Annotated in this window: 19 protein-coding genes, 1 other RNA gene and 1 pseudogene; 3 read left to right on the plus strand and 18 right to left on the minus strand. The window is 71.4% G+C overall.

The features are described from left to right. Nucleotides 1-37 precede the first annotated feature (37 nt). The 6 genes and pseudogenes from V4Y03_RS12245 to V4Y03_RS12270 all read right to left on the minus strand — a co-directional run bounded on the left by V4Y03_RS12245 (nucleotide 38) and on the right by V4Y03_RS12270 (nucleotide 6,085). A complete protein-coding gene (locus V4Y03_RS12245; RefSeq protein WP_332434940.1) occupies nucleotides 38-1,696 on the minus strand; it encodes a beta-N-acetylhexosaminidase in 1,659 nt (552 codons plus the stop codon). Between the two features lie 4 nt (nucleotides 1,697-1,700). Beyond that, nucleotides 1,701-2,552: a carbohydrate ABC transporter permease gene (locus V4Y03_RS12250; protein WP_332434941.1), complete on the minus strand. Its 852-nt coding sequence runs from the start codon at nucleotides 2,550-2,552 to the stop codon at nucleotides 1,701-1,703. After that, nucleotides 2,549-3,512: pseudogene (locus tag V4Y03_RS12255) on the minus strand (carbohydrate ABC transporter permease). Before V4Y03_RS12255 ends, V4Y03_RS12250 begins: the two are co-directional and overlap by 4 nt. A gap of 5 nt (nucleotides 3,513-3,517) precedes the next feature. Continuing rightward, nucleotides 3,518-4,861, minus strand: coding sequence for an extracellular solute-binding protein (locus V4Y03_RS12260; RefSeq protein ID WP_332434942.1), 1,344 nt, complete (start codon nucleotides 4,859-4,861; stop codon nucleotides 3,518-3,520). Nucleotides 4,862-5,163: 302 nt separating this feature from the next. Beyond that, nucleotides 5,164-5,448 carry a DUF3039 domain-containing protein gene (locus V4Y03_RS12265; RefSeq protein ID WP_317876012.1) on the minus strand — a complete coding sequence of 95 codons (285 nt, stop codon included), beginning with the start codon at nucleotides 5,446-5,448 and terminating at the stop codon, nucleotides 5,164-5,166. A 76-nt stretch (nucleotides 5,449-5,524) separates the two neighbouring features. After that, nucleotides 5,525-6,085 (minus strand): YqgE/AlgH family protein, encoded by a 561-nt coding sequence (locus V4Y03_RS12270; protein WP_317876013.1) that lies wholly within the window; start codon nucleotides 6,083-6,085, stop codon nucleotides 5,525-5,527. A gap of 286 nt (nucleotides 6,086-6,371) precedes the next feature. Here V4Y03_RS12270 and murA point away from each other — a divergent pair, with 286 nt between their 5' ends. Beyond that, entirely contained in the window at nucleotides 6,372-7,712 is a 1,341-nt protein-coding gene (murA, locus tag V4Y03_RS12275) for a UDP-N-acetylglucosamine 1-carboxyvinyltransferase (RefSeq protein ID WP_317876014.1), read from the plus strand. A gap of 184 nt (nucleotides 7,713-7,896) precedes the next feature. Here the strand turns inward: murA and V4Y03_RS12280 are convergent, their stop codons facing one another. The 7 genes from V4Y03_RS12280 to V4Y03_RS12310 form a co-directional block, all read right to left on the minus strand. Continuing rightward, a complete protein-coding gene (locus V4Y03_RS12280) occupies nucleotides 7,897-8,178 on the minus strand; it encodes an HU family DNA-binding protein (RefSeq protein WP_017237029.1) in 282 nt (93 codons plus the stop codon). 362 nt (nucleotides 8,179-8,540) lie between these two features. Then, nucleotides 8,541-9,971, minus strand: coding sequence for an NAD-dependent malic enzyme (locus V4Y03_RS12285; RefSeq protein ID WP_317876015.1), 1,431 nt, complete (start codon nucleotides 9,969-9,971; stop codon nucleotides 8,541-8,543). 410 nt (nucleotides 9,972-10,381) lie between these two features. After that, nucleotides 10,382-12,727, minus strand: coding sequence for a HelD family protein (locus V4Y03_RS12290; protein WP_317876016.1), 2,346 nt, complete (start codon nucleotides 12,725-12,727; stop codon nucleotides 10,382-10,384). A gap of 63 nt (nucleotides 12,728-12,790) precedes the next feature. Then, on the minus strand, nucleotides 12,791-13,345 hold the full coding sequence (locus tag V4Y03_RS12295; RefSeq protein WP_317876017.1) for a GNAT family N-acetyltransferase: 555 nt from the start codon (nucleotides 13,343-13,345) through the stop codon (nucleotides 12,791-12,793). Nucleotides 13,346-13,411: 66 nt separating this feature from the next. Further along, on the minus strand, nucleotides 13,412-14,632 hold the full coding sequence (locus V4Y03_RS12300) for a uroporphyrinogen-III synthase (protein WP_332434943.1): 1,221 nt from the start codon (nucleotides 14,630-14,632) through the stop codon (nucleotides 13,412-13,414). Between the two features lie 84 nt (nucleotides 14,633-14,716). Next, nucleotides 14,717-16,099, minus strand: coding sequence for a nitrate/nitrite transporter (locus V4Y03_RS12305; protein WP_332434944.1), 1,383 nt, complete (start codon nucleotides 16,097-16,099; stop codon nucleotides 14,717-14,719). A gap of 233 nt (nucleotides 16,100-16,332) precedes the next feature. Next, entirely contained in the window at nucleotides 16,333-17,310 is a 978-nt protein-coding gene (locus V4Y03_RS12310) for a LysR family transcriptional regulator (RefSeq protein ID WP_332434945.1), read from the minus strand. A gap of 83 nt (nucleotides 17,311-17,393) precedes the next feature. Between V4Y03_RS12310 and V4Y03_RS12315 the strand changes: the two genes are divergently transcribed. Further along, entirely contained in the window at nucleotides 17,394-18,701 is a 1,308-nt protein-coding gene (locus V4Y03_RS12315; RefSeq protein WP_332434946.1) for an MFS transporter, read from the plus strand. Nucleotides 18,702-18,764: 63 nt separating this feature from the next. Here V4Y03_RS12315 and ssrA read toward each other — a convergent pair. The 5 genes from ssrA to ftsE form a co-directional block, all read right to left on the minus strand. Continuing rightward, nucleotides 18,765-19,157: a transfer-messenger RNA gene (gene ssrA / locus V4Y03_RS12320) on the minus strand. Between the two features lie 120 nt (nucleotides 19,158-19,277). Further along, nucleotides 19,278-19,817, minus strand: a complete 540-nt coding sequence (smpB, locus tag V4Y03_RS12325; RefSeq protein WP_317878874.1) for an SsrA-binding protein SmpB — start codon at nucleotides 19,815-19,817, stop codon at nucleotides 19,278-19,280. An 18-nt stretch (nucleotides 19,818-19,835) separates the two neighbouring features. Next, nucleotides 19,836-21,011 (minus strand): S41 family peptidase, encoded by a 1,176-nt coding sequence (locus V4Y03_RS12330; protein ID WP_332434947.1) that lies wholly within the window; start codon nucleotides 21,009-21,011, stop codon nucleotides 19,836-19,838. A gap of 78 nt (nucleotides 21,012-21,089) precedes the next feature. Continuing rightward, nucleotides 21,090-22,007, minus strand: a complete 918-nt coding sequence (ftsX, locus tag V4Y03_RS12335) for a permease-like cell division protein FtsX (RefSeq protein ID WP_332434948.1) — start codon at nucleotides 22,005-22,007, stop codon at nucleotides 21,090-21,092. A gap of 23 nt (nucleotides 22,008-22,030) precedes the next feature. Then, complete coding sequence (gene ftsE, locus V4Y03_RS12340) at nucleotides 22,031-22,720, minus strand: cell division ATP-binding protein FtsE (protein WP_030692056.1); 690 nt, start codon at nucleotides 22,718-22,720, stop codon at nucleotides 22,031-22,033. Nucleotides 22,721-22,955: 235 nt separating this feature from the next. Here ftsE and V4Y03_RS12345 point away from each other — a divergent pair, with 235 nt between their 5' ends. Beyond that, on the plus strand, nucleotides 22,956-23,138 hold the full coding sequence (locus V4Y03_RS12345; RefSeq protein ID WP_317878300.1) for a hypothetical protein: 183 nt from the start codon (nucleotides 22,956-22,958) through the stop codon (nucleotides 23,136-23,138). The last annotated feature ends 98 nt before the right edge of the window (nucleotides 23,139-23,236 follow it).

Consider the following 23,236-nt stretch of genomic DNA (forward strand, 5'->3'; position numbering starts at 1 on the left):
TTTCGCCGCTCTTGGGTGAAGGGGGATGTCGGGTCTCTCACACGATCGGGGGCGTCCCTTCCAGGGGGCGCCCGAGGACCCCGGGGCGCTGCTGCCGGGGGTGGGGTCCGGCGGGCGGCCGGTAGTCGACGCCGAGGGCGTCCAGACGGCGGTAGTGGGTGCGCATCCGGCGCTCGAAGCCCGGGTGGTCGCGCGCCTCCGGCGCGGGGAGCGCGGACCAGGCGACCTCGGCGAAGGCGGCGAGGCGGGGGAAGACCTGGTAATCGACGCGGGACCGGTTCTCCATCACCTCGGTCCAGACGTTGGCCTGGGTTCCCAGGATGTGGGCGGCGGCCTCGGGCGAGAGGCCCGGCGGTACGGGCTCGAAGCGATAGACGTCCTCCAGGGTGCGGACGTATCCGATGGGCATCGGCTCGTCCTCGCCCGGTGCCTGACGGTGGTCCAGGTAGACCTGCTGCTCGGGGCACATGACGACGTCGTGCCCGGCCTCGGCGGCGGCGATGCCGCCTCCGTAGCCCCGCCAGGACGAGACGGCGGCGCCGTCGGCGAGGCCGCCCTCAAGGATCTCGTCCCAGCCGATGAGGCGGCGTCCGCGCACGGTCAGCCAGCGGTCGAAGTGGCGGATGAACCAGGACTGGAGGCCGTCCTCGTCCGCCACCCCCAGTTCCTTGATGCGGGCCTGGGCTGCCGGGGAGGCCTTCCACTGGTCCTTGGGGCACTCGTCGCCGCCGACGTGCACGAAGGTCGACGGGAAGAGGCCGAGGACCTCCTCGAAGACGCCCTCGTAGAAGCGCAGGACGGTCTCGGTGGGGGCGAGGACGTTGGGGTTGACGCCCCAGGTGTCCCAGACGGTGAGGGCGGCGGTGTCGACGACGTCGGTGTTGCCGAGTTCGGGGTAGGCGGAGATGGCGGCCTGCGAGTGGCCGGGGAGGTCGATCTCGGGGACGACGGTGATGTGCCGCTCGGCGGCGTGGGCGACGATCTCGCGGATGTCGTCCTGGGTGTAGAACCCGCCGTGCGGGGTGTCGTCCCAGAGCGGCGAGGCCCGGTGCCCCCACTTGCTGCGGGCCCGCCAGGAGCCGGCCTCGGTGAGCCGGGGGTGGCGCTTGATCTCGATGCGCCAGCCCTGGTCGTCGGTGAGGTGGAAGTGGAAGACGTTGAGCTTGTGGGCGGCGAGGAGGTCGAGGTAGCGCAGGACGTCGTCCTTGGGCAGGAAGTGCCGGGAGACGTCGAGCATGAGGCCGCGCCAGCCGAAGCGGGGCCGGTCGGCGACGGTGACGTACGGGAGGTCCGGGTGCCCGGCTCCGACGGGCGCCCTGCGGTACGCCTCCGGGCCGAGGAGCTGACGGAGGGTCTGGGCGCCCCAGAACACTCCGGCGGGGCCGCCGCCCTCGATGACGACGGCGGCGTCGGGGTCCTCCGTGGTGAGGCGGTAGCCCTCGGGGCCGTACTCCCGCTCCACGTCCTCGCTGATCCGCAGGCGTACGGCGTGCTCGCCGGCCCCGTCGGGGAGGGGCAGCCCGGTGGCGGCGCCCAGGACGGTACGGAGCCAGCGGGCGGTGGACCCGGTGCCGGTTCCGGCGTCGAGGGTGGTCCGCTCGTCGAGCGGGAAACGGCCCGGGGAGTCCCCGCGTACCTCCTGGAGGAGCGGCGCCGGGATCAGGTCCATGCCGGGGTACGGGTCAGTGGGAGTCATCGCGTCAGTCCTTCACCGCCCCGCCCAGTCCCGAGACCAGGCGGCGCTGTACGAGTACGAAGAAGACGAGCACCGGGATCGTCATCACGGTCGACCCGGCCATGATTCCTCCCCAGTCGTTCTCGTCTGGTTTGAAGAAGACGAGCAGGGCCATCGGGAGGGTCGACTGCGAGGTGTCGCTGATGAGGAACGACTTCGCGAAGAGGAAGTCGTTCCAGGTGGAGATGAACGAGAAGACGCTCGTCGCCACGAGGCCGGGGAAGACCAGCGGGAAGAGGATCTGCCAGAGGAAGCGGGTACGGCTCGCGCCGTCGATCTGGGCCTGCTCCTCCAGCGCCTCCGGGACCGCCTTCACGAAGCCGCGCAGCATCCAGATCGCGAAGGGCAGCGAGAAGGCGATGTGCGGCAGGATCAGCGAGCCGAGGGTGTTGAGCTGGCCGAGGTCCCGCATGAGGAAGAACAGCGGGATCGTCAGGGCCTCGACCGGCACCATCTGGGCGACGAGGAACATGACGAGCAGCGTCGTCCGGAACCGGAAGCGGAACCGGGTGACGGCCGTCGCCGCCAGGAAGGCGATGAGGGCGGAGGCGAGGACGACCGTGACCGCCACGATCAGCGAGTTGAGGAAGTAGCGGCCGAACTCCTGCTGCTCGAAGACCCGCCGGAAGGAGTCGAGCGACGGGGACAGCGTCCACGGCCGGGGCTCGGTGGACTGGATCTCGCCAGCCGGTTTGAAGGCCGAGAGGACCATCCAGTAGAGCGGGAAGGCGACGGCGCCGGCGACGAGCAGGGTGACCGCCTCGGCGGCGAGCCGTCCGGGGCGGCGGATGCGGAACCGGGTCACCGATGCGCTCACAGTTCTTCTCCCTGGCGTCGCAGCAGCCGCAGGTAGACGAGCGTCACGGCCAGCAGGAGGAGCAGCATGACGACGCCGATCGCCGAGCCCAGGCTGTACTGGGACGAGGCGAAGGCCTTCTGGTAGGCGTACACGTTGAGGACGAGGTTCTGGCCGGCGATGCCGCCGCCGTTCGTCATCACGTAGATCTGGGTGAAGAGTTTGAAGTCCCAGATGATCGACTGGATGGTGACGACGACCAGGATCGGGCGGAGCACCGGTGCCATGACCGAGTGCCAGATCCGCCACTGCGAGGCGCCGTCGAGGGCGGCGGCCTCCAGGACTTCGCCGGGGATGGCCCTGATGCCGGCGTAGACGGTGACCATCACGAACGGGAACGAGCACCAGACGACTTCGAGGAGGACCAGCGCGAAGGCGCTGTACCGCCCGTACGTCCAGGAGAAGTCGCCCAGCCCGAGCAGTCGGTTGACGGGGCCGACCGTCGGGGTCGAAGAGGAAGACCCAGACGGTGGAGCCGGTGATCGCGGGCGTGGCCCAGGCGCCGAGCGCGGCCACCATCAGCACCAGCCGGGGCAGGGCACGCACGCGCGTGAGGAGTACGGCGAGGGCGCAGCCGACGGCGAGCGTGCTGACGACGCAGGCGGCGGCGAACAGCACGGTGGCGAGGAGGACCTGCCGGAACTGGGGGTCGGAGAAGAGGGCCGTGTAGTTGCCGAAGCCCTTGAAGGAGGTGGGTTCGCCGCCGCTGACCTGGGCCTGGGTGTACTCCAGGAAAGAGATCAGGCCGAGCTGGTAGACGGGGTAGACGAGGAGTCCGCCGAGGACGACGAGGGCGGGCAGGAGGTACAGCCAGGGGGTCCACGGGCGGTGGCCCCTGGGGCCACCGCGCCGTGCGGGCCCGGGGGCCGGGGTCGCGGTCGCACCCGGCCGCTTCTCCGGAGCGGTGAGCTGGGTCGTCATCCGGCTCAGCCCGCCGGGGCGAAGGCCGCGTCCATCTTCCTCGCGGCGTCGTCGGCCGCCGCCTTGACGTCCTTACGGCCGCTGACGACCTCCTGGAACATCGTGGGCAGCACGAGGGAGGCGTCGATCCGGCCCCAGCCGGGGGACGCGGGGACGAACCTGGTGCCGGCGCCGAGGGTGTCGATGAAGGGCTTCACGAAGGGCTGGCGCCGGGCGGCGGCGGCCCGGACGTCGGTGTACGTGGGCAGGAAGCCCATGGCGTCGAAGAGCTTGCCCTGGGTCTCCTTGCCGGTGAGGGACTTGAGGAGGTCGACGGCGAGGCCGCGGTGCGAGGTGCTCCTGAGGACGCCGATGTTGTTGCCGCCCGCGAAGGCGGGGGCGATGGAGCCGGGGGTGGTGCCGGGCAGCGGGACGACGGCGTACCTGCCCTTCACGGTGCCGGCCTCGACGGCGGCGTGGCTGAAGTCGCCGCCGATGGCCATGGCGGCCTTGCCGGAGGCGAAGGCGGTGACGGTGGCGTTGCCGCCCATCTGGGCGCATTTGGCGGCGGGGCAGTTGTCCTCGCCGAAGAGCGAGGTGTACGTGCTGATGCCCTTGAGGGCGGCCTCGCTGTTGACGGCCGCCTTGTACGAGTCGCCGTTCGTGGTGGCGAGTTCGCCGCCGGCGGCCCAGACGAAGGGCATGGCGCCGTAGGTGTAGGCGCCGCCGACGGCGAGGCCGTACAGCTCGGGCTTCGCCTTGCGGATCTTCTTGGCGGTGGTGACCAGTTCGGCCTGGCTCCGGGGTGCGGTGAGGCCGAGTTCCTTGAACACGTCGGTGCGGTAGTAGAGGGCGCGGACGCCGACGAAGAGCGGAGCGCCGTAGACCTTGCCGCCGACGGTCACGGACTGCCTGGCGGTGGGGTCGGTGTCCTTCGCCTCGTCCCAGGCGGTGAACTCGGCGCTGATGTCGGCGAGTCCGCCGTCCTTGACGTACCCGGCGGTGTCGGTGTTGCCGTACTCGATGAGGTCGGGGGCGGACCCGGGGTCGTTGAAGGCGGCCTTGACGCGCTGGGCGCGGGTCTCGACGGGGATGTACTCGACCTCGACCTTCGCGCCCCGGTGGCCCTTCTCGAAGGCGGCGACGGCCCGGTCGACGACCTGTTCCTTGGGCTTGTTGCTCACTTCCTGGAAGAGCCAGACGCGCAGGGTGCCGGTCTTCTCGTCCGTCGTGGCCCTGCCGTCGGACGTCTGGGGCGCGCAGGCGGTGGCGGTGAGGCCGGCCAGCAGGAGTGCGGCGGCGATGGCGGTGACGGGGGTCCTCCCTGCTCGAGCGAAGCCGAGAGCAGGGGGCAGGCCGGAAAGCTTCATGAAACGGTTCCCCTCCGAGCATGTGTTGCAACATGCGCAACGAGCGTTTCGTGCTTCACAACACGCGTGAGGTTAGGCGTGCCTCCGGCGGCCCGACAAGAGGTCTCGACCACTTCAACCACTCCGTGACCGCCGGAAGCACCCCGCGCAACGGAACCGGACGGCGAACGAGGGAGGGAACCGGAACCGGAACCGGAGGACGGAACCGGAGGACGGAACCGGAAAAACGGAACGGCCCCCGCCGCGCATGCCGAAGCACGCGCGACGGGGGCCGTCACCGACTACCCCGACGTCAGGACCGCTTACTTGTCCTTGCCGCCCTTGTCCTTGTCGCCGCCGGCGCCCATGGAGTCGTAGATCTCCTTGCACATCGGACAGACCGGGTACTTCTTGGGGTCGCGCCCCGGCACCCAGACCTTTCCGCACAGCGCCACGACGGGCGTGCCTTCGAGGGCGCTCGCCATGATCTTGTCCTTCTGGACGTAATGGGCGTAGCGCTCGTGGTCGCCGTCACCGTGGGACACCTGCGGCGTCGGCTCGACGAGGGTTCCCGTACCTGCCCCGCGCTCGGGCTCGAGAGTGCTCATAACCGCCAAGGGTACTGAAAGCCGGGACCCCGGGTTGACCGAAGGCGGCGGCCCCGGACCGGGGGGCGGGTCGCCCTCAGTTGAGGGACGGGTCGTCGGGGTAGGTCGCGATCATCGCGAGTTCGCCGCGCTGCCGCCGGAGCACCTGCCGCCAGAGGCTCTCGGGGCGGGGCGAGGAGACGTCGCCGGGCTCCGACTCGACCACGTACCAGGCTCCGTCGCCGAGCTCGGACTCCAGCTGGCCGGGGCCCCAGCCCGCGTACCCGGCGAAGATCCGCAGCGAGCCGAGGGCGGGTCCGAGCAGTTCGGGCGGGGTCTCCAGGTCGACGAGTCCGATCGCCCCGTACACCCGCCGCCAGCCGAGCGGGCCCTCGTCGCCGGGGATCACGGCGACGCCGAGGGCGGCGTCGAGGGAGACGGGTCCGCCCTGGAAGACGACGCCGGGCTCGCCGGCGAGTCCGGCCCAGGGCGCGAGGATGTCGCCGACGGTCAGGGGCGTCGGCCGGTTGAGGACCACGCCGAGCGAGCCCTCGTCGTCGTGGTCGAGCAGCAGCACCACCGCGCGGTCGAAATTCGGGTCCGCCAGCGCGGGGGTGGCGACAAGCAGCCGTCCTGTGAGCGAGGACACCTCGGTCATGCGACACATGATCTCGCATCTTCGGCGTTCGCGTGGGCTGTCGGGCACGACGGGGGCGCGGCGGCGGGAAGTCGACGGCCTTCGCAGATCAGGAGGGCGCGGGCGGTCGTCCGGCCCTGACGAACCGGTTCAAGCGGACGGTGACGCTCCGCAAGATCACGGGAACAGAGGGTGTTGTGCCGAATTCATTACATCTGACAGACCCCCCGGGGCATCCGATCGGGGTCTCATGGACCTTTACCCTTTTCTCTGGCCACCCGACCGACCCCACCGGAACGCGAGATTCATGACCGGCACAGACGATGTCCTGCTTGTCCACGGCGGAACCCCGCTGGAGGGCGAGATCCGCGTCCGCGGCGCGAAGAACCTCGTGCCCAAGGCGATGGTCGCCGCCCTGCTCGGCAGCGGCCCAAGCCGGCTGCGCAATGTGCCCGACATCCGTGACGTCCGCGTGGTCCGCGGACTGCTCCAGCTGCACGGGGTGACGGTCCGTCCGGGCGAGGAGCCCGGCGAACTCCTTCTCGACCCGACGCACGTCGAGTCCGCGAACGTCGCCGACATCGATGCCCACGCCGGCTCGTCCCGCATCCCGATCCTCTTCTGCGGCCCGCTGCTGCACCGCCTCGGCCACGCCTTCATCCCGGGCCTGGGCGGCTGCGACATCGGCGGCCGGCCCATCGACTTCCACTTCGACGTGCTGCGCCGGTTCGGCGCCACCATCGAGAAGCGGGAGGGCGGGCAGTACCTGGAGGCCCCCCAGCGCCTTCGCGGCTGCAAGATCCGGCTGCCGTACCCCTCGGTCGGCTCGACCGAGCAGGTGCTGCTCACGGCGGTGCTCGCCGAGGGCGTCACCGAGCTGTCGAACGCCGCCGTGGAGCCCGAGATCGAGGACCTCATCTGCGTACTGCAGAAGATGGGCGCGATCATCTCCATGGACACCGACCGGACCATCCGGATCACCGGTGTCGACCGCCTCGACGGCTACACCCACCGGGCGCTCCCGGACCGCCTGGAGGCGGCCTCCTGGGCGTCCGCGGCGCTGGCGACCGAGGGCAACATCTACGTGCGCGGCGCCCAGCAGCGCTCGATGATGACCTTCCTCAACACCTTCCGCAGGGTCGGCGGCGCCTTCGAGATCGACGACGAGGGCATCCGCTTCTGGCACCCGGGCGGCTCGCTCAACGCGATCGCCCTGGAGACGGACGTGCACCCCGGCTTCCAGACGGACTGGCAGCAGCCGCTGGTGGTGGCCCTGACGCAGGCCTCCGGCCTCTCCATCGTCCACGAGACGGTGTACGAGTCCCGGCTCGGCTTCACCTCCGCGCTCAACCAGATGGGTGCGCACATCCAGCTGTACGCCGAGTGCCTGGGCGGCTCCGACTGCCGCTTCGGCCAGCGCAACTTCCTGCACTCGGCGGTCGTGTCCGGCCCGACGAGGCTCCAGGGCGCCGACCTGGTCATCCCGGACCTGCGCGGCGGCTTCTCGTACCTGATCGCGGCGCTCGCGGCCCAGGGCACCTCCCGGGTGCACGGCATCGACCTGATCAACCGCGGCTACGAGAACTTCATGGAGAAGCTGGTCGAGCTGGGCGCCAAGGTCGAGCTCCCGGGCAGCGCGCTGGTGTAGTCCGTACGGGGCCCTTCGGGGCCCTGTAAGGCGCCACCGGCCCCCACGGACCCGTACAAGCGGCCCCTGCGGGCCCGTAGAAGCCCCGCACAGGCCCGTACAAGCCCATACGAAAGGGCGGCCACCCCCTGACAGGGTGGCCGCCCTTTCCGCGCCTCCAGGCCGCTTACGCGCCCTCGTGGCCTTACTTGCCCTTGGCGGCTTCCTTGAGCTTCGAGCCCGCGGAGACCTTCACGCTGTAGCCGGCCGGGATGTTGATCGGGTCGCCGGTCTGCGGGTTACGAGCGGTGCGAGCGGCACGGTGGGTGCGCTCGAACGTCAGGAAGCCGGGGATGGTGACCTTCTCGTCGCCCTTGGCGACGACCTCACCGACGGTCTCGGCGAGAGCGGCCAGCACGGCGTCGGCGTCCTTGCGGGTCACCTCGGCACGGTCGGCCAGGGCGGCCACCAGCTCACTGCGGTTCATGTTGTTACTCCCGTGTTCTTCTTGCCTGTGAGGCGTGCCACGCGGCGGAAGCCGCGTGATTGGGTACAGCGAAGCCGATGCTGCCAGGGCCTTCGGACAGTCCCCGGACCCGGGTCTAATGACAGACCCTCGCGCCCAAACACGCATCCTGCCCCCACCAGCGGCGGGAACGCCAATCCGGCACCCCCTCGGGTCACACGAAAAGCGCCAGAGCCCCGTGGTGGTGACGTTCTGTCGACTCCACGAAAACCAAGCGGAGCCGAAAAGCCACCCTAAAGGCGGGTTTACGGCTCCGCGAATCGCGACGCGCCGTCAGCGCGCGCTGTCGGCGCCCGCCGCGGTGCCCGCTCCCGCGCCCTCGGTCAGAGCCCGGACGTCGCCGCGCCGCCGGCCGCGGACTTCGCCGCGTTGCGGACCGCTCCGGCGACCGCGCCCGCGACCTTGTCGTTGAAGACCGACGGGATGATGTAGTTCGGGTTCAGCTCGTCCTCGGAGACGACGTCGGCGAGGGCCGTGGCGGCCGCCAGCATCATCTCGGTGTTGACCGTACGGGACTGGGCGTCGAGGAGCCCGCGGAAGACACCCGGGAAGACCAGCACGTTGTTGATCTGGTTCGGGAAGTCCGAGCGGCCGGTGGCGACGACGGCGGCCGTCTGGCGCGCGGCGGCCGGGTCGACCTCCGGGTCGGGGTTCGCGAGCGCGAACACGATCGCGCCCTCCGCCATGGCGGCGACGTCCGCCGCGCCGAGCAGGTTCGGGGCGGAGACGCCGATGAACACGTCCGCGCCGACCACGGCCTGCCTGAGGGTGCCGGTGACGCCCTCGGGGTTGGTGTTGTCGGCGATCCAGCGCAGCGGCGAGTCGGCCGGGGCGTCCACCAGGTCCTCGCGGCCCGCGTGGACGACGCCCTGGATGTCGGCGACGACGGCGTGCTTGACGCCCGCCGCGATCAGCAGCTTCAGGATGGCCGTACCGGCGGCGCCGGCACCGGACATGACGACCCGTACGTCACCGATGCCCTTGTTCACCACGCGCAGGGCGTTGGTGAGGGCGGCGAGGACGACGATGGCGGTGCCGTGCTGGTCGTCGTGGAAGACGGGGATGTCGAGGGCCTCGCGCAGCCGGGCCTCGATCTCGAAGCAGCGCGGCGCGGAGATGTCCTCCAGGTTGATGCCCGCGAAGCCGGGGGCGATGGCCTTGACGATCGCGACGATCTCGTCGGTGTCCTGCGTGTCGAGGCAGATCGGCCAGGCGTCGATGCCGGCGAAGCGCTTGAAGAGGGCGGCCTTGCCCTCCATGACGGGCAGCGCGGCCATCGGGCCGATGTTGCCGAGGCCGAGGACGGCGGAGCCGTCGGTGACGACCGCGACGGAGTTGCGCTTGATGGTGAGGCGGCGGGCGTCCTCGGGGTTCTCGGCGATCGCCATGCACACCCGGGCGACGCCCGGGGTGTAGATCATGGAGAGGTCGTCACGGTTGCGGATGGGGTGCTTGGACGCCATCTCGATCTTGCCGCCGAGGTGCATCAGGAACGTACGGTCGGAGACCTTGCCGAGGACGACGCCCTCGATGGTGCGCAGCTGCTCGACGATCTCGTCGGCGTGCGCGGTGGAGGTCGCGGCGATGGTGACGTCGATGCGGAGCTTCTCGTGGCCGGAGGCGGTCACGTCGAGGCCGGTGACGGATCCGCCGTGGGACTCCACCGCCGTGGTGAGCTGGGAGACCGCGGTCCCGCTCGCGGGAACCTCCAGCCGGACCGTCATCGAGTACGAGACGCTGGGCGCCGTTGCCATGGCCGACTTCCTCTGCTTTCCCTGAGCTTCGTTGCTACGCCGCCCCGGCTGGTTGCCCGGCGACGCCCTCCGATGGTCGCACCTACCTGCCGGTAGCAGGTAATGCGGTCATTTTGTTTTCGGAAAGTAGTTTCCACCATACGAGAAGTGTCGGGGAAACAGAAGAGGCCCCCGTCACCGGAGGTGACAGGGGCCTCAACTTCGTACATATGTCTAAGTGGCACCGACCCGCCATGCTCGCCTCGCGGCAAGTGGTCCCTCAAAGGGACGAAGGTTGGGCCCGGGGGCTTGGATCGAGCCGGTGCCACGACAAGGCTAACAAACCACCCTGGCTGGTGATTCCGGCGCCACAGGTTGACCGGAATTCGGCCTCTTGCGCCCCGCTCGATCAGCCCATCGGACCCCTGGGATCAGTCCCTCAGCAGGTCCGGGACCCCCGCCTCGTCCGGCAGGTCCCCGGCCGCAGCGACGACCGTGAGCTGCTGCGTCGCCCGGGTGAGGGCCACATAGAGCACCCGCAGGCCGGCCGGGGACTCGTCCGCGATCTCCGCCGGCGAGACGACCACCGTGGCGTCGTACTCCAGGCCCTTCGCCTCCAGGGAGCCGAGCGCCACCACACGGTCGCCCAGCTCCGCGAGCCAGCGGGCCGCCTCCTTGCGCCGGTTCATGGCGACGACGACGCCCACCGTGCCCTCCACCCGTTCGAGCAGCTGTCGCGCCTCGAAACGTACGGTTTCGGCCAGATCCCCCTTCTCGGGGACCGCCACGAAGCGGGGTTCGACGCCCGTCGAGCGCACCGCTCGCGGCGACTCCTTGCCCGGCATGGCCAGCGCGAGGACCTTGGCGGCCAGCTCGGCGATCTCCGCCGGGTTCCGGTAGTTCACGGTCAGCTCGAAGCGGCGGCGCGGCCGGGAGCCGAGGGCCTCGTCACGGGACTCGGCGGCCTCGTCCGGGTCCGACCAGGAGGACTGCGCCGGGTCGCCGACGACCGTCCAGGTGGCGTGCCGGCCGCGCCGGCCGACCATCCGCCACTGCATGGGCGTGAGGTCCTGCGCCTCGTCGACGATCACGTGCGCGTACTCGGTGCGCTCGGCGGCGAGCCGCTCGGCCCGCTCGCGCTGGGTCTCCTCGCGTACGGGCATCAGCTCCTCCAGGCCCGTGAGCTGGTCCAGCGGGTCGTACTCCCGGCGCCTCTTCGGCCGGGCCGGCGCGCCGACCAGCGTGTTCAGCTCGTCGAGGAGGGCCACGTCGTGGACGGACAGCTCCTTGCGGCGCAGCGAGCGGGCGAGCCGCCGCACCTCGCCCGGGTTGAGGATCCGGCGGGCCCAGCGGCCGAGCCGCCGCTCGTCGGCCATCGCGTCGAGCACCTTGCGCGGGGTGAGCTCGGGCCACCAGGCGTCGAGGAAGCCGAGGAAGGAGTCCTCGGTGGAGACGTCCTCGTCGAAGGAGGAGCGCAGTTCGGCGGCGAGTTCGGGGTCGCTGTGCCGGCCGACCGCGCCCGACTTGGCGTACAGCGCGTCGAGGAGGAGGCGGCGGGCACGCGGCCGGAGCAGGTTGACGGGGGCGGTGCCGCCGAGGACGTTGTGGCGGATGCGCCGCAGTTCGTCGGACTCCAGCTCCAGACGGCGGCCGAAGGCGACCACCCGCAGCCGGGTGGGGGTGCCGGCGGGCACGGCGGCCTCGTCCTCGTCCTCCCCGAGGGCGAGCTGGGCCTGCGGGGCCCTGGGCGCCGGGGTCTCCAGAGCGCCGCGGGCCGCCTTCCGCAGCACGTGGAGCATGCGGGAGGAGCCCTTGATCCGGGCGACGGCCGGGTCGTCGTACGCGGTGGCCTCGGCGCCGTCGACCAGCGAGCCGACGGCGCGGATCGCGACCTGGCCCTCCTCGCCGAGCGAGGGCAGGACGCCCTCGGTGTACGAGACGAGGAGCGGGGTCGGGGAGACGATCAGGATGCCGCCCGCGTACCGCCGCCGGTCCTGGTAGAGCAGATAGGCGGCCCGGTGCAGGGCGACGGCGGTCTTGCCGGTTCCGGGGCCGCCCTCCACGTACGTCACGGACGCGGCGGGCGCCCGGATGACGAGGTCCTGCTCCGCCTGGATGGACGAGACGATGTCCCGCATGGTGTGGCTGCGGGCCTGGCCGAGGGCGGCCATCAGGGCGCCGTCGCCGATGACGGGCAGCTCGCGCCCGTCGAGGGTGGCCCGCAGCTCGGGGCGCATCAGGTCGTCCTCGACGCCGAGAACCTGGCGGCCCTTGGAGCGGATGACCCGGCGGCGTACGACCCGGCCGGGGTCGACCGGCGTGGACCGGTAGAACGGCGCGGCGGCGGGCGCGCGCCAGTCGATCACCAGCGGCGCGTAGTCGGAGTCGAGGACCCCGATGCGGCCGATGTGGAGGGTCTCCCCGATCTCGGCGGTGCTGTCCGGGCGTACGGCGTCCTCGGCGGGCTCGATCGAGGTGTACGCGCCGTCGGGACCCTTCTTGCCGTCCTTGCCGTACAGCAGGTCGATCCGGCCGAAGAGGAAGTCCTCGAACTCGTTGTTGAGCCGGTTGAGGTGGATGCCGGCCCGGAAGACCTGGGCGTCGCGCTCGGCGAGGGCGCCGGGCGTGCCGACCTGCCCCCGCTGGGCGGCGTCGTTCATCAGGAACTCCGCCTCGTGGATCTTCTCCTCCAGCCGGCGGTAGACGTGATCCAGATGTTCCTGCTCGACACCGATCTCACGGTCTCTGACCGTGTCCACGGCTTCCTGCGCGGCCACCTAAGGCCCCCTTCTGACGTGCACTGGGCAGCCGTCGAGCGTACGCCACCGGAAGGCGCCGTGTCAGGCGAGATCACCGTTCGGGGGGACGGAGGCCGGAACACCGGGCGGCGGGTCGTCGTGCAGGAGGCGCTGGAAGAGGTGGTGATCGCGCCAGTCACCGTCGATGTGGAGGTAGCGGGGCGCGGTCCCGATGCGGGTGAACCCGCTCTTGGCGAGGACCCGTTGGGAGGCGTGGTTGTCCAGGACGGTACCCGCTTCGACCCGGTGCAGCCCCAGTTCCTCGCGGGCGGCCCGGCAGACCTCCTCGACGAGCGCGGTGGCCAGTCCGCGCCCGGTGTGTCCCTGGTCGACCCAGTAGCCGAGGGAGGCGCTGCGGAAGGGGCCGAGGGCGATCCCGGAGAGGGTGGCTCCGCCGACGACGAGGTCCCCGGCGACCGCGAACCACCGCACCCCACCGTCCGTGAGCCGCTCGGCCTGCGCCTCGGCGGTGTAGAACCACTCGGGCCGGTACGGCTCCCAGGGCTTCATGTACGCGCGGTTGCGGACGAGGGCGAGGGCCAGGGCGGGGGCGTCGTCGGGGTGGGCGGCCCGGATCCGCACGTCGTGTTCGGTCATCCGCGTACGGTACCCAGCGCGGTGCGGGCCGGGCGGGGGGCTACCCAGCGTGGCGCGGGCCGGGCGCTACCCGGCGTGCTTGTCGCCCACCGCGGGGTCGGGTGCGTCCTCCGTGGGTTCCCGTACGTCCGCTGCTGGGTCGGGTACGTCCGCCGTCGGGTCGGGTACGTCCGCCGTCGGGTCCAGCGCCAGGCGGTACCCCCGCTTCACCACCGTCTGGATCAGCTTCGGCGTGCCCAGCGCCGCCCGCAGGCGCGCCATCGCCGTCTCCACCGCGTGCTCGTCGCGGCCCGCGCCGGGCAGCGCACGCAGCAGGTCGGCCCGGGACACCACCCAGCCGGGGCGGCGGGCGAGCAGCCCGAGGAGGGCCATCCCGGCGGGCGGGACGGGCCGGGGGGCGCCGTCGACGAGGACGGCGTGGCCGCGCACCTCCACCCGGTGGCCGGCGACCGGCAGGACCCGGGTGCGGGCGGGCAGTTCCCCGCAGAGCAGCTGGACGAGCGGGCCGAGCCGGAAGCGCTCCGGCTGGTACGTGGTGATGCCCTCGGCCTGGAGCGGGAGCGCCGTCACGGGGCCCACGCACACCGCGAGCACCTCGTGCCGCAGGGCGTCGACGAGCGGAGCGCGTACCCCCTTCTCCTCGGCCCGGAAGAGCAGCGAGGCGGCGGCGGGGGCGCTGGTGAAGGTGACGGCGTCCACGCCGCCGGCGAGGACCGTGTCGAGGAGCCGGTCGAGCGGGCCGATGTCCTCGGGCGGCATCCAGCGGTAGACGGGGACGCCGACGACCTCGGCCCCGGCCGCCGTCAGCGCCTCCACGAAGCCGGGCAGCGGCTCCCCGTGCAGCTGGAGGGCGATCCGGCGGCCTGCGACCCCTTCGCCGAGGAGCCGGTCGAGGACCTCGGCCATGGACTCCGAGCCGGGCGACCAGGACTCGGTGAGCCCGGCGGCCCGTACGGCTCCCTTGACCTTGGGCCCCCGGGCGAGGAGTTCGACGCCCCGCAGGACGGCGAGGAGTTCCTGCCCGTGCCCCCAGCCCTCGGCGGCCTCGACCCAGCCCCGGAAGCCGATCGCCGTGGTGGCGACGACGACGTCCGGGGCGTGGCCGATGAGTTCCTTGGTGGCGGCGAGGAGTTCGGTGTCGTCGGCCAGGGGGACGATCCGCAGGGCGGGGCCGTGGACGACGGCGGCGCCGCGCCGGTGGAGCAGCGCGATGAGTTCGTCCGCGCGCCGCGCCGCGGTGACGCCGACCGTGAAGCCGGCGAGGGGGCCGTGCTCTTGCTCGTCCATGGGGACCGAGCCTGACGGGACCGCGTGACGGATTCGGTTCGCCCGTATTTCCTGGTCGTTACGGTCCGCGCCGGGCACCGGTGATCACACCCGCGCCGAGACGGGACGGGGCTCCGGCCGGGTGCCGTCCCCGGCGGTCCCGGGGACGGCGGAGGGAGCGGTGGCGGGGACGGCGGTGGGGCGGCGAAGGTATACCGCCCAGGTGACGGCCATGCAGGCCGCGTAGAAGACCAGGAAGGCGACGAAGGCGGCCGTCCCGGTGCCGGCGGCCCGGAAGGACTGGCGGAAGGCGAGGTTGATGCCGAGGCCGCCGAGCGCGCCGACCGCCCCGATGAGGCCCATGGCGGCCCCGGAGAGGCGGCGCCCGTGGGCCTCGGCGGCCTCGCCCGAGAGGCCCTCGCGGTGCCCCTGGGCGAGGAAGATCGCCGGGATCATCTTGTACGTGGAGCCGTTGCCGAGGCCGCTGAGGACGAAGAGCCCGATGAAGCCGACGAGGAAGACGGTGAGGGACTCGGTCACGGAGGCGTGGATCACCACGCCGGTCGCGGCGGCCATCGCGGCGAAGGTCCCCAGGGTGATGCGGGCGCCGCCGTGCCGGTCGGCGAGGAAGCCGCCGACCGGGCGGACCAGGGAGCCGAGCAGCGGGCCGATGAAGGTGAGCGAGGCGGCCTGGAGCGGGGTGCGGCCGAACTGGGTCTGGAGCACCAGCCCGAAGGCGAAGCCATAGCCGATGAAGGAGCCGAAGGTGCCGATGTAGAGGAAGGCCATGATCCAGGTGTGGCGGTCCCGTACGGCCTCCTTGGCGGCTCCGGTGTCGTTCCTGACCGGGGCGAGGTTGTCCATGAAGAGCGCGGCGCACACGGCGGCGACCACGATCAGGGGGAGGTAGACGCCGAGCACGATCCTCGGGTGCATCGCCCCCGCGGTGCCGATGACGAGGAGGCCGACCAGCTGGACGACGGGGACGCCGATGTTGCCGCCGCCCGCGTTGAGGCCGAGCGCCCAGCCCTTCTTCCGCAGCGGGAAGAAGGCGTTGATGTTGGTCATGGAGGAGGCGAAGTTGCCGCCGCCGATGCCGGTGAGGGCGGCGACCAGGACGAAGGTGCCGTACGAGGTGCCGGGCTCGGTCACCGCGAAGGCGAAGCCGGTGGGCAGCAGGAGCAGCAGGGCGCTGAACACCGTCCAGTTACGGCCGCCGAAGCGGGCGACGGCGAAGGTGTACGGGATGCGGATCAGCGCGCCGACGAAGGTCGCGGTCCCGATCAGGAAGAACTTGCCGGCCGGGTCGATGCCGTACTGCGGGCCCATGAAGAGCACCATGACCGACCACAGGCTCCAGACCGAGAAGCCGATGTGCTCGGAGAGCACGGAGAAAGCCAGGTTCCGCCGCGCGGTCCGCTCCCCCGTCTCGCGCCAGAAGGTCTCGTCCTCCGGCTCCCACCGTTCGATCCACCGGCCGCCGCCCATGTCGTACCTCCGCGGGTGTCGGGTCCCGGGGCGTCCATAGCCCGGATCCACCTGCCACCGACGCTAGGGAGGCCGCGTTTCGCGCCGGTGCCGCGAGGTGACGGCGGCGGAACCTTGCTCTCACCCGGGACGTGGGGGGCTTGTGAGCGGGGGCCTGTCTGCGGCGGGGGCTTGTCTGCGGGGGACTTGCCTGCGGCGGGGGCTTGTCTGCGGCGGGTGTGGCAGGCCACCCGCTACGGGATCCCCGGCTCGTCCTCCGGGAGCCAGGAGCCTGCCGGGCGTTCCAGCCACCCCGCCGCCGCGCCGATCTCCGCGGCGGCGGCCCGCAGCGCGTCCAGACCGGGGTGGCGCAGCCCCTTGCGCCACACCAGGCTCACCGGTGACAGGGGTACGGGGTCGACGAGCGGGCGCAGCACGCAGTTCGGCATCGGCGGGAAGTCGACGACGGCGAGCACCGGGTTGCGGTGCTTGGCCATGATGCGGCGGAACTCCTCCTTGCCGATCGCGAGCGGCGCGGGCGGGGCGACCTCGATGCCGCGTCCCGCGAAGAGCCGGGCGGCGAGGTCGGTCCACTCGGGCGTGCGGTCGTTCCCGGCGCCCGCGTAGATCCGTTCCCCGGCGAGGGCGGCGAGGGGCACCTCGGGCAGCCCGGCGAGCGGATGGCCCTCGGGGAGGATCACGGCCATCCGCTCGTACCGTACGAACTGCACGCCGAGCCGCGCCCGCAGCGCCGCGTCGAGCCCTCCGTACCGGCCGAAGGAGGCGTCGAGGCGACCGGCGAGGATCTCCCGTACGGCGCCGGTGAGCCCGCTCTCGTAGCGGGCCATCAGCTCCTGTTCCGGGGCGAGTTCACGGGCCCGGGACAGGACGTCCCCCTGGGCGAGGCCGGGGCTGTTGAGGTCGACGAGCAGGGGCCGGGGCGCGGCCCCGAAGGCCTCGGTCAGTTCGTCGTGGGCGGTCAACACCCGCCGTGCGTAAGGGAGGAGGCGTTCGCCCTCGGGGGTGAGGGTGACCTGCCGGGTGGTCCGTACGAACAGCTCGGCGCCCAACTCGCGTTCCAGGCGCCGGATGTCGCGACTGAGAGCCTGCTGGGCGACGTAGAGGCGGGCGGCGGCGCGGGTGAAGTGCAGCTCCTCGGCGACGGCGGCGAAGGCGCGCAGGAGGCGGGGGTCGAGGTCGCGCGGGGCGCGTGAGACGGTCGGGAGGGCCACCGGCGCATTTAACAACACAGGCGCGTGAATGACCACCGAACAGGTGTTGGACCCGGCGGGCCCGCTCCCCCGAACCTTGGTCCATGCCGCAACCGGACCTCACCCTGACCCCGGCGGGCCCGGCCCTCGCCCCCCGCTACCGCGAAAGCGACCGCCCGGCCCCCACCGCGACGACCACCACCGACGCCATCGCCCCCACCCCCCGCAACCCCTATCTCCGCCTCTTCGCCCTCCCCGGCACCCGTGCCTTCACCGCCGGCAATCTGATCGCCCGGCTCCCCATGGGCATGTTCGGCGTCAGCGCCGTGATCATGATCGCGGCGGCGTACGGCTCGTACGCCCTGGCCGGCGCCGTCACCGCCACCGGCATGGCCGCCGGGGCGCTCACCGCCCCCTGGATCGCCCGGCTCGTCGACCGGTACGGCCAGGCCCGGATCGCGGTCCCCGCCACCGCGTACGCGGTCCTCGGCCATCTCGTCCTGCTGCTCTGCGTCCACGAGAAGGCGCCGGTCTGGGCCCTCTTCGTCACGACCGCGCTGACCGCCACCGCCCCGAACACCGGCGGCATGTCCCGGGCCCGCTGGGCGCATCTGCTGCGCGGCGATCCGGACGCCCTGCACACCGCCAACGCCTTCGAGCAGGCCGCCGACGAGCTGTGCTTCATGCTCGGCCCGGTGATCGCCGCGTTCCTCTGCTCGGCGCTCTTCCCGGAGGCAGGCACCCTCACCGGCGCCGTCCTCTTCCTCGGCGGCGTCCTGCTCTTCGCCGCCCAGCGCTCCACCGAGCCGCCGATCGCCCCGCGCACCGCCGCCGGCTCCCCGCTGCGGGTCCCCGGCATGGTCCCGCTCATGACGGTCTTCCTCGCCACCGGGGCGATCTTCGGTTCCATGGAGGTGGTGGCCCTGGCGTTCGTGGACGGCCCCGTCGCCGGCCCGGTGCTCGCCCTCCAGGCCGCCGGCTCCGGCGCGGCGGGCCTGCTCTACGGCCGCGCCCGCCGCACCGCCCGGCTCCGTACGTGCCTGGCCGCGATGGCCGCCCTGATGACCGTGCCGCTGCTCGCCGCCTCGACGGGCTCGCTGCTCGCGCTGGCCGCCGGACTCCTGGTGGCGGGCATGGCGACCGCGCCGACGATGGTGACGGGCATGGGCATGGTCCAGCGGCTGACCCCGCCGTCCCAGCTCAACGAGGGGATGACACTGGCCGTGACCGCCCTTCTCGGCGGCATCGCGATCGGCTCGGCCACCGGCGGCTGGGCCGCCGACCACGCGCCCTTCGCCGCCTTCGGCTTCCTCGTCCCGGCCGCCGCGGCGGCGCTGGCCCTGGCCCTGTGCACGGCGACCGGGGTGGGCGGCCCCGGCCCCGGCATGACGAAGGCCCGGCGGTCGTCGTGACGACTGCCGGGCCTCTGCCCACATGGGATGAGGTGTCCGGGAGGGCGGGCCCCCTCGGACGCTCGGTGGAGATGGCGGGAATCGAACCCGCGTCCAACGGTACGGAAACAGAGCTTCTCCGTGTGCAGTCCGCTACGAGTTTCTCAGCCCCGGAGATCACGCGGACAAGTCTCCGACGGGCTCAGTCACTGTTTGATTTCCCCCTCACCCCCGTGACCGAGGTGAGAGGTTTAGATCCCTAAATGACGCCAGGATCCGGGTCGGGACCACCCCCGGGCTGACGCTCCTCACAGAGGCTTCTAGTCGTTACCTAAAATTAGGCAGCGAGGGCGAAGCGGGAGTTATCGCTCTTGGAGTTGGCGATTATTGGTTGCGACATATGGTTTACGAGATCATTGCCGCTTCCTCGACACGCTTCCTCTGCATCGGTATCCGCTGTCGAAACCGATCATCCCCATGTTGTGTTTTCAAAAGCCGCACCCGCTGTGAGGTGCGAGACCCATCGTACGTGACCGACGGGCGCTGTCGCCAGCGTATTACCCGCTGCCGCGCCGCCGGGCGGTCCCGGCCGCCCGGCTAGGCGGTCTTGGCCGCCCGCTGCCTCCGCTTGGCCGCCGCGATGGCCCGGTTGGTCTCCCGGGTGTCCTGCTGCTCGCGGAGGGTCTGCCGCTTGTCGAACTCCTTCTTGCCCTTGGCGAGCGCGATCTCGACCTTGACCCGGCCGTTCAGGAAGTACAGGGCGAGGGGCACGATCGTGTGACCCGTCTCCTGCGACTTCGCCTCCAGCTTGTCGATCTCCTCGCGGTGCAGCAGCAGCTTGCGCTTCCGCTTCGCCGAGTGGTTGGTCCAGCTGCCCTGCATGTACTCGGGCACATGGATGTTGTGCAGCCACGCCTCGTGGCGGTCGATCTGCACGAAGCCGTCGACCAGCGAGGCACGGCCCATCCGCAGCGACTTCACCTCGGTGCCCATGAGCACCAGACCGCACTCGTAGGTGTCGACGATGTGATAGTCGTGGCGCGCCTTCTTGTTCTGCGCGATCAGCTTGCGCTCGGGCGCCTTGTCCTGGTTCTTCTTCGCAGGCTTGCCCTGCACGTTCACGAGTCCCTTTGCCATAGTGCACTCATTTTCGCACTACGAGCCCCCTCCGAGGCCACTCAATACCGTTCTCGCCCGGTCCTCGGCCCGCTCCCCCGCCGCCAGGTCCGGCAGGATCCCCCGTCCGTCCACGGCATGACCGGCCGGAGTCCGGTAGTGGCCGACGGTCAGCTCGGCGACCGAGCCGTCCGGCAGCTCGCTCGGCATCTGCACCGAGCCCTTGCCGAAGGTGCGCGAACCGACCGTGACCGCCCGGCCCCGGTCCTGGAGGGCGCCGGTGAGCAGCTCGGCCGCGCTCATCGTGCCCCCGTCGATCAGCGCCACCAGGGGCCTTCCGGTGTCGCCGCCGCCCTCCGCGTACACCGCCCGCTGCTCGCCCCGGACGTCGTACGTGGCCACCAGGCCGCCGTCGAAGAAGGCGGAGGCGGCCACGGCGGCCTCGGAGACCAGGCCGCCCGCGTTGCCGCGCAGGTCCAGGAGGACCCCGGCGCCGGCCGGGGCGGCCCGTACCGCGTCACGCACGCGCGTGCCCGCGCCCTTGGTGAAGGCGGCGACCCGGATCACCAGGGTCCCGTCGTCGAGCCGGCTCACGGTGACCGGTTCCGTCGCGACCCGGGCCCGGCGCAGCGTCTGCGTCCAGGCGGCGCGGCCGCGCTCCACCCGGAGGGCGACGGCCGAGCCCTCCACGCCCTCGCCGCGGAGCAGGGAGACGACCTCGGAGACCGAGAGCCCGTCGACCGGGCGCCCGTCGACGGAGACGAGCCGGTCGCCGGTCCTGAGCCCGGCCCGCTCGGCGGGGCCACCGGCCCGTACCCGGGTCACCCGGACCCGGCCCGTGTCGGACCGGCCCGCGGAGAGCCCGACGCCCGTGTAGGCGCCGTCGAGGGCCTGCTCGAACTCGGCGTACTCCTTCTTGTCGTACACCGCGCCCCAGCGGTCGCCGCTGCGGCTGACGAACTCCTCGGCGGCCTTCTTGCCCGACTTCCCGTCGGCCATGGCCGCGGCGGCGGCCCGGCTGAGCGCGGCGCCGTCGACGGTCGAGCCGTCCGCGGCGTCCCCGGACGCCCCGCCCTGCCGCGCGGCGGACTCCTGCCGGGGCAGTGACCCGGTGGCGGCGGCGGTGGCGAGGACCCCGGTGAAGAGCAACGTCAGAACGGCCCCACGGAGCACTCCGCGGGGCCGGGGACAGAGAAGGTCGGTGCCGGTCGGCATGGCGCCCACTCTAGGACAAGGCAATGGCGCCGCACGGGCTTTGGCCGTACGACGCCATCCACCGTCAGAGGTGTCTTCTCACACCTTCAGGTACTTGCGCAGCGCGACGAAGGCGGCCACGGCGGGCATCAGCAGCCCGATGGCGATCACCAGCGGCAGCTTGGCGAGGACGGCGTCCCAGCCGATGAAGTTGACCAGCTGCATCTTCTCCGCGAGGGCGATGCCGTGGTCGATCAGGAAGTACCGGCCGACGAGCAGCATCACACACGCGACGCCGCCGCCGAGGAGTCCGGCGAAGGCGGCCTCCATGATGAACGGCATCTGGATGTAGAAGCTGGAGGCGCCGACGAGCCGCATGATGCCGGTCTCACGGCGGCGGCTGAACGCCGAGACGCGGACGGTGTTGACGATCAGCATCAGCGCGATGACCAGCATCAGACCCATGACACAGAGGGCGGCGATGTTCATGCCGTTCATCAGGTCGAAGAGGTTCTGCAGGATGTTCCGCTGGTCCTGGACCGATTCGACGCCGTCGCGGCCCGCGAAGGCCGTGGCGACCACCTTGTACTTCTCCGGGTCCGTGAGCTTGACCCGGAACGACTCCTGCATCTGGTCCGGCGTGATGACGGAGGCGATGGCGGTGTCGCTGTACTGCTCCTTGTAGTGCTTGAAGGCCTCGTCGGCGGACTCGTGGTGGACGTTCTCCACGATGTCCATCTTCTTGAGGTCGGCCTCGATCTGCTCCTTCTGCTGCGCCGTGACCGCGCCCTTGGCGCACTTGGGCGCGGTGGCGGCGTCGGTCTTGTTGCAGAGGAAGATGGAGACGTTGACCTTGTCGTACCAGTAGTCCTTCATCGTGCTGACCTGCTCGCGCATGAGCAGCGCGCCGCCGAAGAGGGCGAGCGAAAGGGCCACGGAGACGATGACGGCGAAGGTCATCGTGAGATTGCGCCGGAGACCGACACCGATCTCGGAGAGCACGAACTGAGCGCGCATGGTGTGTTCTGTCCCCTAGCTGCTCAGTGCTGGTATCCGTAGACGCCGCGCGCCTGGTCTCGGACGAGGCGGCCCTTCTCCAGCTCGATGACGCGCTTGCGCATCTGGTCGACGATGTTCTGGTCGTGGGTCGCCATGACGACGGTGGTCCCTGTCCTGTTGATGCGGTCGAGCAGCTTCATGATGCCGACGGAGGTCTGCGGGTCGAGGTTGCCGGTGGGCTCGTCGGCGATCAGCAGCATCGGGCGGTTGACGAAGGCGCGGGCGATGGCCACGCGCTGCTGCTCACCGCCGGACAGCTCGCCGGGCATCCGGTCCTCCTTGCCGCCGAGGCCGACCAGGTCGAGCACCTGCGGCACGGCCTTGCGGATCTCGCCGCGCGGCTTGCCGATGACCTCCTGGGCGAAGGCCACGTTCTCCGCGACGGTCTTGTTGGGCAGCAGGCGGAAGTCCTGGAAGACGGTGCCCAGCTGACGCCGCATCTGCGGCACCTTCCAGTTGGAGAGCCGGGCCAGGTCCTTGCCGAGGACGTGCACCTGGCCCTGGCTGGCGCGCTCCTCACGCAGGAGCAGTCGCAGGAAAGTCGACTTTCCGGAGCCGGAGGAACCGACGAGGAAGACGAACTCCCCCTTCTCGATCTCCAGGGAGACATCCCGGAGCGCGGGGCGGCTCTGCTTCGGATAGGACTTGGAGACGTTGTCGAATCGGATCACGGATGCACCACGGTCGGCCGGGAGTAGGTGTGCGTGACCTTACGCGAACGGAGAAGGCCCGCGCAGTCGCGGTCCGGGCTTGCGACGTTTATCCTTTTCGCCCTCGGGGGCGGAACCGGGGCGTACCGGCGGGGCGCGCCGAAACGCCGCGGAGCTGGCAGAGTGGTAGGGGGAACGTCCGGACCCCTCCGGGCGTTGTCCTGGTGTATAGCCCAGTGCGGGAGGAGGAGAGCGCATGACCTACGACCGACTGGTGTGCGCCAACTGCGCGGCCCCGGTCGCCGAGGGCCGCTGCCCCGTCTGCCGCGCGAACCGGGAGCGTCTGACCCCACAGGGTCCGTCGCCCGCGATGCTGCTGACGCTGGCGATCGCCCTGCTGGCCGCGATCGCCCTGCTCGCGGCGGTCCGCACGATCTAGGTCCCGTCTTTCGGATCCAAGCCGCGCGGCCCGACACACGAGCCACACGAGCCGGAGAGCACGAAGAAGGGCCGGGGAGGAGTTCCCCGGCCCTTCTT

The sequence above is a fragment of the Streptomyces sp. P9-A4 genome (genome assembly GCF_036634195.1).
Classification (GTDB): domain Bacteria; phylum Actinomycetota; class Actinomycetes; order Streptomycetales; family Streptomycetaceae; genus Streptomyces.

Coding starts and splice junctions, on each gene's coding strand:
- murA (WP_317876014.1), top strand. CDS start 6,372: ATGACCGGCACAGACGATGTCCTGCTTGTCCACGGCGGAACCCCGCTG.
- V4Y03_RS12245 (WP_332434940.1), bottom strand. CDS start 1,696: ATGACTCCCACTGACCCGTACCCCGGCATGGACCTGATCCCGGCGCCG.
- ftsX (WP_332434948.1), bottom strand. CDS start 22,007: ATGCGCGCTCAGTTCGTGCTCTCCGAGATCGGTGTCGGTCTCCGGCGC.
- V4Y03_RS12345 (WP_317878300.1), top strand. CDS start 22,956: ATGACCTACGACCGACTGGTGTGCGCCAACTGCGCGGCCCCGGTCGCC.
- V4Y03_RS12260 (WP_332434942.1), bottom strand. CDS start 4,861: ATGAAGCTTTCCGGCCTGCCCCCTGCTCTCGGCTTCGCTCGAGCAGGG.
- V4Y03_RS12295 (WP_317876017.1), bottom strand. CDS start 13,345: ATGACCGAACACGACGTGCGGATCCGGGCCGCCCACCCCGACGACGCC.
- V4Y03_RS12280 (WP_017237029.1), bottom strand. CDS start 8,178: ATGAACCGCAGTGAGCTGGTGGCCGCCCTGGCCGACCGTGCCGAGGTG.
- V4Y03_RS12300 (WP_332434943.1), bottom strand. CDS start 14,632: ATGGACGAGCAAGAGCACGGCCCCCTCGCCGGCTTCACGGTCGGCGTC.
- V4Y03_RS12315 (WP_332434946.1), top strand. CDS start 17,394: ATGCCGCAACCGGACCTCACCCTGACCCCGGCGGGCCCGGCCCTCGCC.
- V4Y03_RS12330 (WP_332434947.1), bottom strand. CDS start 21,011: ATGCCGACCGGCACCGACCTTCTCTGTCCCCGGCCCCGCGGAGTGCTC.
- smpB (WP_317878874.1), bottom strand. CDS start 19,817: ATGGCAAAGGGACTCGTGAACGTGCAGGGCAAGCCTGCGAAGAAGAAC.
- V4Y03_RS12265 (WP_317876012.1), bottom strand. CDS start 5,448: ATGAGCACTCTCGAGCCCGAGCGCGGGGCAGGTACGGGAACCCTCGTC.
- V4Y03_RS12270 (WP_317876013.1), bottom strand. CDS start 6,085: ATGACCGAGGTGTCCTCGCTCACAGGACGGCTGCTTGTCGCCACCCCC.
- V4Y03_RS12305 (WP_332434944.1), bottom strand. CDS start 16,099: ATGGGCGGCGGCCGGTGGATCGAACGGTGGGAGCCGGAGGACGAGACC.
- V4Y03_RS12285 (WP_317876015.1), bottom strand. CDS start 9,971: ATGGCAACGGCGCCCAGCGTCTCGTACTCGATGACGGTCCGGCTGGAG.